The following is a 16,368-nucleotide window of genomic DNA, read 5'->3' on the forward strand; positions in this document are numbered from 1 at the left end:
CTATCTATGCGGACTCTTCATTGATAGAATTTTTGTTAGCATCCGAAGATGATAACTGGATGTTTCTATCTCTGCGAGTGTCCACACAGATTTGCTTGATACTTATTTTTAAAGAACATTGTGCTTTTATCTGCACACCGTTGAAGCATTCTCTTCAGCGGTTCAGGGCTGCGTATTCTACGCATTTCCCTGTGGTCGTCAACAATTTTTTTTAAAGTTTTTTTCGACCGTTTAAAAGTGAATCAATTTCGCTTTTAAACCCTAACTCGTTTTGCTTTGAAACTCTCGATAATCTCGCTTGTTTCGCCGCTGTGCCGTGTCAGTGGTGGCGCATTATAGGGAGCTTAGAATTTTGCGCAAGGGCTTTTTTGAAGTTTTTATTTTAACTGAGTCTTTTTCCCGCAACTTGGTTGTTTTTTAAGATTAACCCCACTTTTTTATTACTTTTTATCTATTTTTTCATGAAAAATCTCACACTTGCGTTTATTTTTTCTACAGATCTCTGGAGTGTTCATTAAATTTTCATTACCATATACGTGTTTCATATACTTATCGTTAATTTTAGAGATCTTTATATATGCAGAAGTCACTTCTCATTGCCTTAATAGTCACTGTTATTGGTGCCGTTGTGATCCACCAATTTGGTAGCGCTCTTCCAGCTTATGCTGCATTTATTCTAGGAGCTGTTATCGTAGCCACTGTATTAAGCATCATGCCTAATTCAGCTTCACCATCTTCTGACGCTAAATACGTCGGCCCAACTAAGACTCTTTATGTAGGCAATCTACCTTATCGTGTTCATGAAAATGAAGTTAAGGAATTATTTGCTAAATATGGCCCGGTTAATTCCGTTCGTTTAGTTCGAGATCGTAAAACAGGTCGTAGAAAAGGGTTTGGTTTTGTCGAAATGTCTGACACTGGTGCAGATAAAGCATTAGGTAAGCTTAATGATTACAGCTTCCAAGAACGTACACTAAAAGTACGTGAAGCTAGAAGCCAAGAATCATCAAGCGATAGAGAACAGTAATTCTATACCTACACCAATATTCAATCAGCCCAATAATTCCTTTATGGGGCTGATTTTTTTAAATCCTCTTTTTTCTAAGTTCACAGTTAAATTCTCATTTATCATCATAGTCGTATGCCAAGCTTGGGTAACCCCTTTGACAGTTTCACTTTTCATTTTTTGATTTAGTAAAGTTTTGACGCGATTCGCGATTGCTTCACCTGAATCTACCAAGGTAATTTTTTCACCCACGTATTGTTGTATTTCTTCTTTCAGTAGTGGAAAGTGGGTACACCCTAGTACTAAAACATCAATATCATTCAAGTGTACTTTGCTAAACACTGTTTCAATATCTGCACCCGCTACTGTTTTTGCTTCTAGTTTACGCTCAGCAATCTCTACCAACTCATTCACGGCAAATAAGCTTACTGTACATTTGCTGGCATATTGATTAATGAGACTCTGGATATATTCCCTAGCAATGGTACCTGGTGTTGCTAGTACGCCAATATGTTTGGTTTGCGACATAATAGCCGCAGGCTTAATTGCAGGAACAACACCAACGACGGGAATGTCCACATGTCGCCTAAGCTCATCTAAAATTAATGTACTCGCTGTATTACAGGCGATCACAATTAAATCAGGCTCAAGTTTTCTTACCACCGCAGTGATCAAGTCTACCGCCCCAGAAATTAATGTAGCTTCTGCTAACGTGCCATAAGGTAATCGCACATTATCAAAAAGATAATAATAGTTATGATCCGGTAACTGTTTTTGGATTTCACTTAGGATGCTAAGCCCGCCAACTCCGGAGTCAAATACTAATATGGACTGTGGCACTTTAACCTCATTTTATTCAATCGTGGACTTTATCGCCTAGTAGTATAATAATTTGCGCCCAATTTTACAGATGATGGTGAGCAACCTATGAATTTTGCCGCAATGGATCCTACGCAATACGATCAGCAGCTGGACAATAAGAAACAACGTTTACAGGCATTATTTGCTGAATTTGATGCACCTGAGCTTGAGGTCTTTGCTTCAGAACCTCGCCATTATCGTATGCGCGCTGAATTCAGAGTATGGCATGATGGCGACGACCTTTATTATTATATGTTTGATCAAGGGACAAAACAAAAGGTACGCTGCGACGAATTCTTGCCTGCTAGCAGCTTAATCAATGCATTGATGCCAAAACTAATGGATGCACTACGACCTAACCCTGCACTTCGTCATAAACTATTCCAAGTGGACTTTCTTTCAACGCTTAGTGGTGAAATTCTGGTTTCATTACTGTATCACCGCCAGCTAGATAGTGAATGGCAGCTAGAGATTCAACACTTAAAAGATAGACTGTCTGCTGAATTCAAAATTAACTTTATCGGCCGTGCTCGCAAACAAAAGATCTGTGTAGATACCGAGTTTGTTATCGAATCTTTGCCTATCAATGGCACCAACTTTATCTACAAACAAGTGGAAAACAGCTTTACGCAGCCAAATGCTAAGGTGGCTTGTCATATGCTGGAATGGGCATTGGATGTTACTAAAGCTTCAACAGGTGATTTACTTGAGCTTTATTGCGGCAATGGTAACTTTTCTATTGCTCTGGCACAAAACTTTGAACGCGTATTAGCAACAGAATTGGCTAAACCTTCCGTTGATGCGGCACAGTACAACATTAAAGAAAATAATATTGATAACCTCGATATTATCCGTATGTCAGCCGAAGACTTTAGTGATGCATTAGCGAAGAAGCGTCAATATAGACGCTTGAAAGATGTAGATTTAGATAGCTACAACTGTGATACCATTTTTGTCGATCCACCGCGTGCAGGTTTGGATGATAATACCTTATCTATGGTGCAAAACTACGAGCGAATCTTGTATATCTCTTGTAATCCATCTACCTTAGCCGGTAACTTAGCGACCTTGGCTAAAACCCATAAAATCACTCGATTTGCACTGTTTGATCAATTTCCATATACCGACCACATGGAAGCAGGGTTATTGTTAGAGCGCCGCTAATCCCCTTTGGGCGCTCGTTTTTCCATTTTATGTTGAATGGTGTGAGCGCCATGCGCGACAATTCTTAGTTGCAGAACTAATTGTTCTGCCAGCTTTTTTCGTTCACTTCGTTTCATATCTAACGCCGCCGCTCCCGCATTAAACACTAAAGTAACTAAAGCTTCAGCTTGTGCTCGTGCAAGCTCATAACTTCTTTGGGTAGTTTGCTCAGTATAATGGGCAAGCTCGGATATGAAGTGCTCGATTTCTCTGGCGACCGCAGCTCTAAATGGTGCTGATGTCCCTGAGCGTTCATGCAATAGAATACGAAAAACATTAGGGTTTGATTCAAGCACTTCCATAAAGGTTTCAACCGAGATTTGAATCACACTGCCCCCCTCTTCTGCACGTTGACGACCTTTACGCATCATCTGCCTTAATGCCAAGCCACCTTCATCAACCATGGTCAAACCTAGTTCATTCATGTCTTTGAAATGACGATAAAACGACGTGGGTGCGATATTGGCTTCCCTAGCGACTTCTCGAAGACTCAAGCTAGAAAAACTGCGTTCAGCACTGAGCTGATTAAAGGCTGCATCCACTAATGCGCGGCGCGTTTTTTCTTTTTGTTGTGCTCGGATCCCCATGTTCACCCTTGATAACTCTACTGAAATTGATTTGCAAATCTGCGGTCAGACACTAATGGAATCCCTGTTTTTTTGCAAGCGTATCCTAAAGCCGCAATGAACAAAGATTAACCACAACCCCTTTAATTAAAAGTTAAAATTCCAAGCCTTAAGAAATAACATCAAATGTTAGTTTTCAAAAGCAATCTGTTAATTGAGGTTTGCCATGGCAGCACCTGAGAGCACAACGAGATCATTGCCAATTGGCGGATGGGAACTATTAACGAATGATGGAGATGAATATAACTGGAAAACTTCTAATCAATCTACACATCTGGATAATGATGACGTTATTTTGCGCACTACAAAGCTTAACGAAAGCCTTGACCAATTATCCGAACATTGGGAACAATCTGAGTCGAAAGAAGTTGATTTGTCAGCACACACCCAATTAAAACGTTCTTTTTTAAGGCTAGAAGATTCTGGCGTTGAGCATCACTATGAGCTTTTGCTAAAGGGGATTTATGCTTCCCAATTAGCTGAATTACTCAATAATGATTCCATCCCTCAAGAAACGAAAACTGAATGCTTAATCTCAATAAGCCGACAAATTAAAGCCACAAACAATAAAGTGCCGGACCTTAGATGCCATATCGCGTATTTACGCTGTGCTAAACACGATTTAACCTCAGAATTCTTATTTTCAGAAACCCATACCATAGCCGCCATCAACCAGATTTTTATGGCTCAATTTCCATCTTTTGATAGGGCTAATCTACCCTCATGTATGGATCACTTCGGATTTCCGATTTCAGCATTAATTGACAAGCCTAAAACCCCATCCATTCTAACTGGAAATCAGCAATTCGTTTACCAACAATTAGTGACTATTTTTTACACGCCCTTCTATCTCTCGCGCCAATTTCGCCACCACCAAAACGCTGTGCTATCTGCTCTATTAGAAGATACTCTCCATAATAGTGATGTACCACCGTTATCACCATCCGATCAGTTAGCTATCGCCCTTTGCCATACAGATTTGCAAGATACTTTAACTTCTGCACTTCAAACCCTAGAGTCAGATCAAGCCTTGGTGACCCTCGATTCATTGTTTTTTGGCATTCAAACACCACAAAATCAAATCAACGAGCAGTTATGTGCATCTCTTAGTGCGAAGTTTATTCCTCAGGACGTGCCTTTGCCAATATTACTGCCTTTGTTAGATAGCGTTACTGAGCAAATCAAGGACTATGAAACAGTGAGGCAATGGGCAAGTTACCTTCACGATTATTTGATCAGTAGCCAACATAAGTGGCTCTGCCAATATTGCGCCACTAAATTATGTCAGATACTACAAGATTGTTATGCCGACGACAGCGCAGTTCCTTTTAAAGAGGTTGACGAGAGTCAAGAGTTAACCACGCTTATCGCTACACTTGAGAGTAAGATACTGCGCGAAAAAGAACTAACATGCGAGCGTAATATTCAACAAACAAGCACCCTATCCGAATTTCTTGAAGCGATAAAGGCTAACCATAAGTTAGATTTACCTATAAATAATCCGTATTATTCGCAAGCCATCATCGATCATCTGAGCACCTTATCTCCTCAGTGTGATTTCGAAACCTTAATAAAGGTTACAGGCTTACTTGATGAGCAACCACCTTCTCCCTCTTTACATGAGGCGTTCATAGACTATGTAAACAAGGTGCAGCCTCACCAAAAAGCGAAAATTCACTCAGCAACAAAGCTAATAAACTATCAACAGAATATTGCTCAGTTAACAGCATTAGCCTATTTTTCTGATGCAAAGCATGGACAGCAAAAGCCAACTTTCGAAAAAGATGCCATCAATCAACTTTCAGTCGATGAAGTAAACGAGCTTTCCTCTGAATGGCTTAGACAACATTATAACGATGCTGAGGGATTGCAAATTTTACTGGTAGTTTCTATTAAGCTATCTAGTCAAAGGTTACAAGATGAAGTGCTTACCTTGAGTGAATCAGCTTCTATTGTTTCATGGGCTGATGTAGTTACCAATATTGAAGATGATCATTGGTTTGCCATTACTTCTGAATACATCAAAGCGATTTCCAAAATAATGGACGAAAACGGTTCGTTTCTATTCCATGCCACCATCTCTGACTTAAGAGGAAATTTACTTACGTCATGGTTAAAATTGTACTTGTTGGATTTTAAACAAAGAGATTCTACAGGTAATACACCGTTGCACCATGCCTGTCTTTACGGCGATGAGGCAATCCTTTCCTTATTACTACAACCTAGTTTACATCGATTGCCCATGAATCAAATCAATCGAGATGGCGATACGGCTTTGCATATTGCTACCGAGAATAATAATGTTAGCTGCGTCCGCGTATTGTTAAACCATAAAGACACTCACCAAGGTGCTAAGAACTCTTTTACAGGAAAAACACCACTTCACTATGCCATAAAAGAACAAAGCCAAGCTCTCATCAATCTCCTTATTAATTACAACCCCAAATTGCTCGAAATCCAAGACAATGAAGGTTATTCCCCTATCGCATTGGTACTAAAATCGTATCCGAAGTTATTTGAAGTATTGATGGAGCATGATAAGTTCAACCCTGACGTTGCCGTAACTAGACAACTGTCGACAATTGCTTTTGCACTTGAATTAAAAAGAGATGACCTTTGTTGTCGCTTGCTACAACATTACCCAAAACTCCCACTCCAAGGACAACACTTACTTCATTTGGGTGTTAACTGCCCAAAAGCATTTTCATACTTATTGCGAAAACTACGTTCGGAAAAAGATCAGCTCAACGACGATGGCTGCGCTCCACTTCACTTAGCCTCAGCGGCAGGGGATTTGGAGGTGATAACAGAACTTTTAGAAGCAAATGCAAACCGACAAATGTTAACGAGAGATAATAAGAGTGCCTTGTTTTTCGCTTTAAATACAGCGGGCTCAATCAATGCACTTCGAGAACTGCTAGAACAAGGGGTGTTAATACAAACTCTTCATTTTTCCCCGCTCTCACTACTCAAACACGCCCACACCTTTGATAATGTTGAAGGGCTAGAGTACCTACTCGGAACATCATTGCTCAGCTCAAGGTTCGCTCAAGCTGCATTAACCGATGATAGCGACCTTAATCTATTCCATTGCGCAATTGGGAAAGATGCCCCAAATTGCATCAAATATCTAGCCAGTTCGCAACAATTTAATCACTTGAATATAGCCATCAGTAAAGGGGAACATGCGGGTCTTACTCCTCTGATGTTAGCTGCAAAACTGAATAAGGCGTATGCCGTAAATACCCTATGTGAGGTTTATCCAGAGGCTTATTTTACAACCAATAAACAAGGTTATTCTGCTGCACTTATTGCCGTTATTTATTCATCCACAGAAGCATTACAAACATTAATAGATGCTGATGAACAATGCCTAAGAGATAGATGTTTAGTCAAGGGGAGATTTTTTCGTTTAAACCCATTGCAGTTGGCAGCTCATTTAGATTTAGATGACGTCGTAACAACCATATTAGCCTGCGCACCCAATTCAATAACTTTCTTTCATGATAAGGGATTTAGCCTTGCACATATTGCCACTGAATCACGCGCTCATAAAGTACTTAAAATACTGCCGTCAGAATGGCTTGATTATGCAATAGTGAACAAACCTTATGAGGGTTATACCTGCTTACACCTAGCGGTTGAACTTTCATGTAAAAACAGTCACCACTTAGAGACGCTCGAATTACTGACCCAATTAGGCGCCACCATTGATAAAGCCACAACCAGAATCAACTATACCAATATGAGCGGTTGGAGATGGCAAACTGCTTCCACTCTATTAGCACCGATCACGCTTTGCGCCGTACTTGACAATCTTCTGGCCGCAAAAATATTAATACAAGCTGGCAGCAAGCCTCTTTTCCTGTTGAGTAAGAGCGATTGGGAACATTTCATCTTTGACTATGCTCGAAAATATGTCGATGAACGTTATCCTTTAGATAAAGCCAACAAAAAATTTTTACTGAGAACCATTGTCGGTGATTGACACAATAAAATCAGTGCAACTTCTTGACCCTTAAGCCATTGCAAGCTAAATTAGCGAACAGTTGTACGCTTAAACTTAAAAATTAAAAACTAATGAAAAAACCACCTCTGATTTGGCTTAACGTCATACTATTTGCATCAACCCTGCTTGCTGCCGTAATCTTAGTTCCTTGGCGTGGGATCACTCATGGATTTGACGGCTTCGAATGGCTAACATTTGTAATCTTATGTTTCTTCAGTGGCTTGTCGATCACAGCAGGCTACCACCGTCTTTGGTCACATAAAGCTTATAAAGCCCATGCTGTGATACGCTTCTTCTATGCTTTAGGTGGCGCACTTGCTCTACAAAATAGTGCCCTACATTGGTCATCAGATCATCGCATTCACCATAAGCATGTGGATAACAACGTCAAAGATCCTTACTCGGCTAAAATGGGTTTTTGGTATAGTCACATTGGTTGGATGCTGCGTGAATACCAAGCTCATCGTTATCATGACTACAACAATGCCAGAGACCTACAAAAAGACCGTATTGTGATGTGGCAGCATAAGCATTACCTATTGTTGACCATTTTGATGAACATTGGTTTGCCAGTATTTATAGGCTGGCTTAACGGCGATATTTTATCGATGTTCATACTTGCAGGCGTGCTTCGCCTAGTGATTGGTCATCACACCACATTCTTTATCAATTCGTTAGCCCATATTTGGGGTAAACAAACCTATACCGATAAAAACACCGCTCGTGATAATGGCTTTTTGGCTTTGTTTACTCACGGTGAGGGCTACCATAACTTCCATCATATTTTCGAAAATGACTATCGTAATGGTATTCAGTGGTGGGATTATGACCCAACTAAGTGGCTCATTCGCTTGTTAAGCTATCTAGGGCTTGCAAGTGATTTACGTAAAGTACCACAAGAGCGAATCGAAGCCGCAAAGTATCAAATGCAGCTATTAAACACCAAGCAAAAAGTGGGTCACTTGCCTGACGCGGACGAAATGTTGGCAAAGTTACAAGCAGAATTTGAACAACTTAAAACACACCTTGCTGAATACTATCAAGCCAAAAAAGCTGTCTTAGATGCTAAAAGAAAGCAGGTGTGTCACATAGAGCTTAAAGCACAAATGGAAATTTCAAAGATCCGTTTTAAACTGCAAAAACACAATTGGAAGATGTTAACTGCAAGCTACTAATTGCTTTATCATCAAACACTAAAGGCTCTTTAATGAGCCTTTTTTATTGTGTATTCTCTGTTATGATTGACTCACGTTTGTTCAATGGTTAATCAATATGTCATCAGAGCAGGTACGTCTTACCCAATACAGTCATGGCGCAGGTTGTGGCTGCAAGATTTCTCCAAACGTCTTATCTAAAATTCTCAACTCCCAACTACCCAGCTTTACCGATACAAATTTGATTGTAGGTAATGAAACTCGTGATGATGCTGCAGTATATAAACTCAATGATGAAACTGGCATTATCAGTACCACGGATTTTTTTATGCCCATCGTGGATGATCCGTTCACTTTTGGACGTATCGCCGCCACTAATGCCATTAGCGATATTTACGCTATGGGCGGTCAGCCCATCATGGCCATTGCAATTCTTGGCTGGCCACTGGATAAATTAGCGCCAGACATTGCCGCCAAAGTGATTGATGGCGGTCGTTATGCCTGCCAAGCCGCAGGTATAATGCTCGCTGGCGGACACAGTATTGATGCGCCAGAGCCGATATTTGGATTGGCGGTCACTGGGCAAGTTTCACTTAAACATCTTAAGCAAAACTCCACCGCACAAGCCAGCGATAAATTGTATCTCACCAAACCGATTGGCATCGGTATTCACACCACAGCACAAAAGAAAGGCTTGTTATCAATGCAAGATACCGATATTGCTATTGAAGCTATGTGTCAGCTGAATACGATTGGTAATCATATTGCAAAACTTTCAGGTGTTCATGCTATTACTGATGTGACAGGTTTTGGCTTAGGTGGACATTTAACGGAAATGTGTCTGGGCGCGAATTTATCGGCAACGCTACAATTTGATAAGATCCCTGTGCTTCCTCAAATCTGCAAGTATCTAGAGCTTGGTTGCATTCCCGGAGGTTGTGATCGTAACTTTGATAGCTATGGTCAACATCTATCAAAACTTTCTGAGCTTCAAAAAGCCATTTTATGCGACCCACAAACCAGCGGCGGGTTATTGATTGCGGTTTCTCCAAATGCAGAATCCGCTCTGCTAGACCTTTTTGAGCAACAACAACAATCTGCCACTTGTATTGGTGAAATGACATCAACCTCATCAAACACGCTTATTCAGCTAAAAGGAAATAACCAATAGTGGCCAATATTGTTCCTAAAACTGAATATCAGAATACATTTTTAGAAGATCGCCCTTTGATGGATGTTCGTGCCCCTGTTGAATTTCAAAAAGGCGCTTTTCCTCATGCCACCAGCTTACCGTTAATGATGGATGATGAGCGTGCTAAAGTCGGCACTTGCTATAAACAACATGGACAACAAGCGGCCATTGAATTAGGACATCAGTTAGTATCAGGAAAAGTTAAGCAGCAGCGTATTGAGGCTTGGGCTGAATACATTCAGCAAAATCCAGATGCCTATTTTTATTGTTTTCGTGGCGGGCTGCGCTCCCAAGTCACACTGCAATGGCTTAATGAAGCTAGTGTTGATGTGCCTTACATCGAAGGTGGCTATAAGGCCATGCGCCAGTTTTTGATTGAGATGATTGAACAAGCTTCTAAGAGGCCAATGTTGATATTGAGCGGCAGTACAGGGTGCGGCAAAACAGAGTTCTTATCACATAGAACAGAAGCCATTGATCTTGAGGGACTTGCCAACCACCGAGGTTCCAGCTTTGGTCGTAATATTACCCACCAGCCTACTCAGATTAATTTCGAAAATGCGTTAGCGGTGAAGTTGCTGAAACATCAGGCAAAAGACTTTCCATTTTTGCTGTTAGAGGATGAAAGCCACTTGATTGGTCGTAGCTCGATTCCACGTAACTTTTATCTTGCAATGCAGCAAGCGCCAATCATCGTACTAGAAGATTCTCATGAGCAAAGGTTACAGCGGTTACTTAATGAATACGTAATTGATATGCATGCAGGGTTTGTTGATCACTTAGGCTTAGAAAGTGGAACTGCAGCTTTTGAAGATTATCTGCTAACTAGCATCGATAAAATCAAAAAACGCTTAGGTGGAAAATCTCATGCTAACATTGTGAAATTGATAATAAATGCGCTAAATGCACAACAGAATCAAAATACGATGTCAGAACACTTGGCTTGGATTAATGTACTGTTAACGCAATACTACGATCCTATGTATGAGTATCAATTGAGTAAAAAAGCAAACAGAATATTATTAAAAGGCAGTAAAAAAAGCTTATCAGAGTGGATAGTAAAGAAAAGGTAGAGCATGAGACTATACCTTTTCTGGTTTTCCTCAGTGGCCTAATGTCCACAAATCCAATACTTTTTCTCTTAGTCCATTACGATCCACATTGTTACCATCAACCACTTCACCAATGCTCACTCCAATTCTCGACCAAAAACGCTTAGGGGGCGTTGTTAATGCATGCCCGCCTTTGTGGCTGAAGAATGATCCCCATAATCCAATTAACGCCATTGGCACCACAGGCACAGAATCACGCTCTAATATTTTATTGATACCCGGTCGAAACTCGCCGATTTCTCCATCAGGGGTTAAGCGCCCTTCTGGGAAAATACACACTAACTCTTCATTATTTAAAGCTTCATGAATTGACTCAAACGCCCTTTCATAAGTCTCACGACACTGTTTTGGCGAACAAATCGGGATAACACCGGCATGACGAAATAGATACTTAAGAACTGGCATTTCACTGATGCTTTTATCCATCACAAAACGGATCGGACGCGTGGACGCCCCCATTAATACTAAGGCATCCATATACGTCACATGATTACACACCATGATCGCCGCACCTTGAGTGGGAATGTGTTCTCGCCCAGTCACCTTAACCCGATACAAAATATGGCTCAGCACATAACTTAAAAACCGCATCGCAAATTCAGGTACTTGGGTGTAGATGTAAACTGCCACCAAAAAGTTAGCGATGGCCAGTAAGAAAAACAACTCAGGGATAGTCCAACCTATGATAGATAACACCACAATGCCTAATATCGCTGCACCTACCATAAACAAGGCATTGACGATGTTGTTGACTGCGATTGCTTGAGCACATTCTGAAGGCTTGGTACGAGTTTGAATAAAGGCGTATAACGGCACGATAAATAAACCACCACTAACACCTATCATGGCTAAATCAAACATCAGGCGGTAATGATGACTGGCTCCAATAAACTCACTGAAGTGATACACATATTGACTGTCTATTGGTGCAGGAGGAATGGCTCACAATAAGTCCATACCAAAGATGGTCAACCCTAATACCCCAAAAGGCAGTACACCTAGCTCTACATGTCCGTATGAAATGCGTTCACACAACCAAGAACCTAAGGCGATACCAACCGAAAACAAAGCCAACAATAATGACACCACCGTTGCATCGGCATATAAGTACATCTTGGCAAAGTTGGCAAACTGAGTGAGATAAGTGGCACCTAACAGCCAAAACCAACTGATGGCCAGCACCGCATTCCATATTGGCTTATCCGCTTTGACTTGTTTAAGTAATGGTAAGGTCCCAGCTAAAGGTCTAAACGGTACTTTTACGGGTTTATTCACGGGTGGCAATGCTGGGATACTGCAACTGCTTAGGTAACCCAGCACTGCAAACAGCACCACTGATGCCGAGGCGATAACCAAGCTATTATCTTGTGCTACGATAATTCCAGCACTCAAGGTACCAAGTAAAATGGCGATAAAAGTTCCCATTTCTACCCACGCATTACCTGACACCAGTTCATCGGCTTTGAGCGCCTGAGGAAGCAACGAGTATTTTACAGGTCCAAAGTACGCCGATTGCGTCCCCATCATAAACAGTAATAATAACAATAAGGTGCTGCTTCCCAGATACATTGCCACTGCGGCACACACCATGATACTTACTTCAAGTAATTTGAGCCTTTGGATCAACTTAGCTTTATCGACATTATCAGCAATCAGCCCTGCATGAGCTGAAAATAAGAAAAAGGGTAAAATGAACAGTCCAGCGGCGAGATTCACAAACAGGCTAATATCCATATTGGTTTCACCAAGTTGACTATAGGTGACCATTAATATCAAGGCATTTTTATAGATATTGTCATTAAGCGCCCCAAGACATTGGGTGATGAAGTAAGGGAAAAATTGCTTTGAAAAGAACATCTCAATCCTAGAGTTGTTGTTTGTTTTCTGAAATTAACAACCTCTGGTTCAAAGCTCAAGCATAAAATCAATACACACTATTTTTATATATCGTTTTTTATCAGTAACTTTTAGAAACTACAACTCTTTAGCGTATTGCCCAATCTTACTTTTCAGTAATTGTTGATGCTGTGCATCCAACCAAAGTAATAATTTTTGCAGATGAGATAATGCTATTTGGTCAACGCTTTTACTAAAATCAACTTTACTGACGGCTAATTCAACAATTTTATCCTGCATTTGTGCTGAATCCTGTGACTCACAGCCTTGTAAAAATCGTATCCTGTCTGCAGGGGATTTAAAGCAGCTCATTAAGGCCGTTAATGCATTTTGCTTAGTCCCATTATCCTGTTTTATTTGCGCCCATAACTGGTGTTTTTGACGTACTGACAAGTTAAGGAGCAGATTGTGCCTATCCGGAATATTTTTATCCATGATAAAATCTTTCCATATACTCCAATTGCCTTCGGTAATCTTGGCGTATTGCAATAAATTATGTAGATCATAATCGTACTCTTCACCTTGAGATTCGGTTACAGGCCCAACTCTGACACTACGAATCGGTAATTCAGGCTCCGTTAATCCCAATAATACAAACTGATGCACTTCATTAATATAAGCGGGCAGTATTTGCAGTTGTTTCCATACCGTTTGAGGTTTAACGTGTCTATAGATAGGTGATATCAGAGCAGCATGTGTGGTTAGTAACAATTTCAAGAACTCGTCATCTACCATTGCTCGAATACAAACTGGATCCTGCACCACCACTAATTGCTCTACGAAATTTGGCTGCCTCGCAGCATATTGTTCGACAAAGTACTTCACTACTCTTATCAGCGAATTTGGATCTATTTGATGCAAGGAAACGTAGTCAAAGGCATCAACTAAGATTTTGAGCACCATTTCTTGTGGATAATCCTCCAATAACTGAATTCGTGTTAATAAATCTACATAGTTACTACCGTTCAATGGTGCTCTAAGCAGATCATTAAACAACTCGATGGGTAATAGCGGTTTGGACTGAACGTTTGTTTGCTTCTTAGAATTAACATTGTCTGTAAAATAACGGATCAAGCGATGCTTTAAAACTAAAGGTAATTTATTTTTAAATTCTTCTCTGTCAGTATCATGCTGTTGAAATAATAATAGAGTTTTTGGCAAATTTTCAGCTGAGAGGTTCTCTGGCGATGTTAGTATTAACCCCATGAGTTGTTGATGTTTTGTAAGAGCTAAACCTTTACAGAACAATTGATATATTTGAGAGTGACTCAAGTGTTGAAGACTCGATACTATCGTCTGACAACAACCCGCTGAATCTAACTTGTAAACCTCATAGATAAAGGAAGAAAACCTTCTATATTCATCATCTGTCAAAGACTTATGAACATCTGACGAACGTAGTAGCACAGCCAGAGCATCACAATCTTCAACTAGCCTACGGGTATTGTTAATCAATGATGCATAATTACTTTTTAATAAGAGCCACAAAAAACTTTCCAAGTGCTGCTTTTTAATCGTCTCAGGCAGTGAACAAAACAGCCCTGTCACTTCCTGTGCATTTGTTTCAAGCTGCCCAATCAAAAACGAATACAACTCATGATAATCACCCCATTCTTCTGATATGTTAAGTGCTTTTATTTCATCAAAAAATTCAGGTGAAGGCTTCTCAAGCTGCTTTTTGTATGCCACTGTAATTAATGAAAGCCTATGTTTTATATATTGTTCTTCGCTCAAACAATTAATTAGCTTAATTACAGCAACGCTGGAGATGGTCTTTGAGCAGCGAGCCCGCTCAATAAGATTATTTTGATATTCTAAAGGCAACCACTTCATGATTTCAGGGCTAGGTTCAGCTTCAATTCGTACTATGCAGTAAAGACTATGCTGCACAATGGCTTGGTATATCTCTGCTGACAGATTGGCGTCCATATGCACTTTTATGGCGTCATAAACTTCTGGCTGTTTATATAAATACTCCGCAACATGTTTAATATGAGGAATAAATAAGACTTGTTCTGGTTTTGCAGCATTTCCTTTTGTATTAAAAACATGCATTTCTCTTCCAGGTTCTCGCTGAAGCAGTTTGAGTTCAGTCTCTTTAGATTTTGTACCCTCTTCGTCTCTACAAAAAAGAAATCGCTTAAAAACCTGATTTCTCTTTTCCTGACTCAAGGCGTTAAGCACTTCTAAAAAGCAGTCCATATCCTCATATAGACTCTTTGCGATAACTTCGACAGATAGCTCATTTTCCCCCTGATACGACAGCAAGCGACACTTTAGTTGCCTGCAATATTGTTGTTCTTTATGTTTAAGTGTGCTGGGGATTTTGGTGCTGAACCAGGATTTAGGCACTGTTGTCGTTAACGTTTGTGACTGAATTTCAGCTCTAAATTTAACCTTCTGTCCACTTGGAAAATGGGAGATAAAATCTCGTTGACCTTGATTCACCAAAGAAGATATATCGACTTGTGAAAAGTTTACCTGTAAATCGTTATTATCTATGTTTACTGAAGCCATAATAAATCCGTATAATCAATTAACTAGCTGAAGTGATTAATGGTAATAGTTAGTGCATACCGAAATGAGCTTTTACTCGCTTGGCGAGGTTTGAAATCTGCTTAAGCGTTTGTTGCTCTTGTTGAAGACCTAGGCTAGGTGTTTGCACTTGAAAACATTCTGCCGTTTTTTCGACCAACCATTTATCCGCAGCAGGAATCAATGCTTTGAGGCCTTTTATTGTCATAGACTGATGGTTTGAAGTTTGATTTCGAAATATTGGTATTTGAGGGGCATGAGTAGGAACTTGATATCCGCCATTTTTTTGGGCTTCATCAACACTATCAGCCAATGCTCTTGCCGCCGCTTTAGGGGCTGAATACGAACTCATCATAGCCAACTGATGAGAAATATGGTTCATATTGAACTCTTGATCCATCATGCAGACTTGATGCCGATGCTGGTGCGTTAGAGTAGTGATCTCTTTTTTAACATCAAGGTTATCAAGTTGTGCCTCTAACTTCGAGACTAACGCTTCAAGGTCAACATCCGTAAAAGTTATTGAGTGCTTTACCAGAAGCTCATCACCTAAAGGTTGCGCTTCCACTTTATCTTTTATCGAACCTAGCTCCACTTGAGCCTCCAACAATGAATCCGTAAAGTTAGAGATAGTTGATTGAGATTTTATAACTCAAGTTTCGGAGTTCAAACCCAACAATAAAAATCGTTTATCATGTTGATATTTAAAGAAAAGGTAAGGGTTTGCGTGTTATAATCTTGTTGCTTAGACAAAAACTAAAACACACAAACCCT

The 16,368-nt window shown here is 40.2% G+C and carries 10 protein-coding genes and 1 pseudogene; 6 read left to right on the top strand and 5 right to left on the bottom strand.

What is annotated here, in order from left to right:
- Positions 1 to 577 precede the first annotated feature (577 nt).
- Entirely contained in the window at positions 578 to 1,027 is a 450-nt protein-coding gene (locus D5018_RS18045; RefSeq protein ID WP_121840389.1) for an RNA recognition motif domain-containing protein, read from the top strand.
- Positions 1,028 to 1,051: 24 nt separating this feature from the next.
- Here D5018_RS18045 and murI read toward each other — a convergent pair whose 3' ends face one another.
- Positions 1,052 to 1,846, bottom strand: coding sequence for a glutamate racemase (gene murI / locus D5018_RS18050; protein WP_121840390.1), 795 nt, complete (start codon positions 1,844 to 1,846; stop codon positions 1,052 to 1,054).
- Positions 1,847 to 1,933: 87 nt separating this feature from the next.
- Between murI and trmA the strand changes: the two genes are divergently transcribed.
- The gene (trmA, locus tag D5018_RS18055) at positions 1,934 to 3,031 is read left to right on the top strand and encodes a tRNA (uridine(54)-C5)-methyltransferase TrmA (RefSeq protein WP_121840391.1); all 1,098 of its coding nucleotides are present in this window, start codon (positions 1,934 to 1,936) and stop codon (positions 3,029 to 3,031) included.
- Here the strand turns inward: trmA and fabR are convergent.
- Positions 3,028 to 3,657, bottom strand: a complete 630-nt coding sequence (gene fabR / locus D5018_RS18060; protein ID WP_121840392.1) for an HTH-type transcriptional repressor FabR — start codon at positions 3,655 to 3,657, stop codon at positions 3,028 to 3,030. The two genes, trmA and fabR, sit on opposite strands and share 4 nt — an antisense overlap.
- Positions 3,658 to 3,862: 205 nt before the next feature.
- Here fabR and D5018_RS18065 point away from each other — a divergent pair, with 205 nt between their 5' ends.
- From D5018_RS18065 to mnmH, 4 genes are all read left to right on the top strand, one after another.
- Positions 3,863 to 7,684, top strand: coding sequence for an ankyrin repeat domain-containing protein (locus tag D5018_RS18065; protein WP_121840393.1), 3,822 nt, complete (start codon positions 3,863 to 3,865; stop codon positions 7,682 to 7,684).
- A 92-nt stretch (positions 7,685 to 7,776) separates the two neighbouring features.
- A complete protein-coding gene (locus D5018_RS18070; protein ID WP_121840394.1) occupies positions 7,777 to 8,880 on the top strand; it encodes an acyl-CoA desaturase in 1,104 nt (367 codons plus the stop codon).
- A 97-nt stretch (positions 8,881 to 8,977) separates the two neighbouring features.
- A complete protein-coding gene (gene selD / locus D5018_RS18075) occupies positions 8,978 to 10,030 on the top strand; it encodes a selenide, water dikinase SelD (protein ID WP_121840395.1) in 1,053 nt (350 codons plus the stop codon).
- The gene (gene mnmH / locus D5018_RS18080; RefSeq protein ID WP_121840396.1) at positions 10,027 to 11,124 is read left to right on the top strand and encodes a tRNA 2-selenouridine(34) synthase MnmH; all 1,098 of its coding nucleotides are present in this window, start codon (positions 10,027 to 10,029) and stop codon (positions 11,122 to 11,124) included. The genes selD and mnmH overlap by 4 nt, the downstream gene beginning before the upstream one ends.
- Positions 11,125 to 11,154: 30 nt before the next feature.
- Here mnmH and D5018_RS18085 read toward each other — a convergent pair.
- From D5018_RS18085 to D5018_RS18095, 3 genes and pseudogenes are all read right to left on the bottom strand, one after another.
- Positions 11,155 to 13,020 (bottom strand): annotated as a pseudogene (locus D5018_RS18085) (MFS transporter).
- A gap of 117 nt (positions 13,021 to 13,137) precedes the next feature.
- Complete coding sequence (locus D5018_RS18090) at positions 13,138 to 15,576, bottom strand: hypothetical protein (RefSeq protein ID WP_121840397.1); 2,439 nt, start codon at positions 15,574 to 15,576, stop codon at positions 13,138 to 13,140.
- Positions 15,577 to 15,625: 49 nt separating this feature from the next.
- On the bottom strand, positions 15,626 to 16,189 hold the full coding sequence (locus D5018_RS18095) for a hypothetical protein (RefSeq protein WP_121840398.1): 564 nt from the start codon (positions 16,187 to 16,189) through the stop codon (positions 15,626 to 15,628).
- Positions 16,190 to 16,368 lie beyond the last annotated feature (179 nt).

Origin of the sequence: Parashewanella curva (genome assembly GCF_003675895.1) — a bacterium.
GTDB classification, from domain to species: domain Bacteria; phylum Pseudomonadota; class Gammaproteobacteria; order Enterobacterales; family Shewanellaceae; genus Parashewanella; species Parashewanella curva.

What these genes read in the sequence shown, in the direction of transcription:
- selD (WP_121840395.1), top strand. Translation starts at nt 8,978, where the DNA reads ATGTCATCAGAGCAGGTACGTCTTACCCAATACAGTCATGGCGCAGGT.
- D5018_RS18065 (WP_121840393.1), top strand. Translation starts at nt 3,863, where the DNA reads ATGGCAGCACCTGAGAGCACAACGAGATCATTGCCAATTGGCGGATGG.
- D5018_RS18090 (WP_121840397.1), bottom strand. Translation starts at nt 15,576, where the DNA reads ATGGCTTCAGTAAACATAGATAATAACGATTTACAGGTAAACTTTTCA.
- D5018_RS18070 (WP_121840394.1), top strand. Translation starts at nt 7,777, where the DNA reads ATGAAAAAACCACCTCTGATTTGGCTTAACGTCATACTATTTGCATCA.
- trmA (WP_121840391.1), top strand. Translation starts at nt 1,934, where the DNA reads ATGAATTTTGCCGCAATGGATCCTACGCAATACGATCAGCAGCTGGAC.
- fabR (WP_121840392.1), bottom strand. Translation starts at nt 3,657, where the DNA reads ATGGGGATCCGAGCACAACAAAAAGAAAAAACGCGCCGCGCATTAGTG.
- D5018_RS18045 (WP_121840389.1), top strand. Translation starts at nt 578, where the DNA reads ATGCAGAAGTCACTTCTCATTGCCTTAATAGTCACTGTTATTGGTGCC.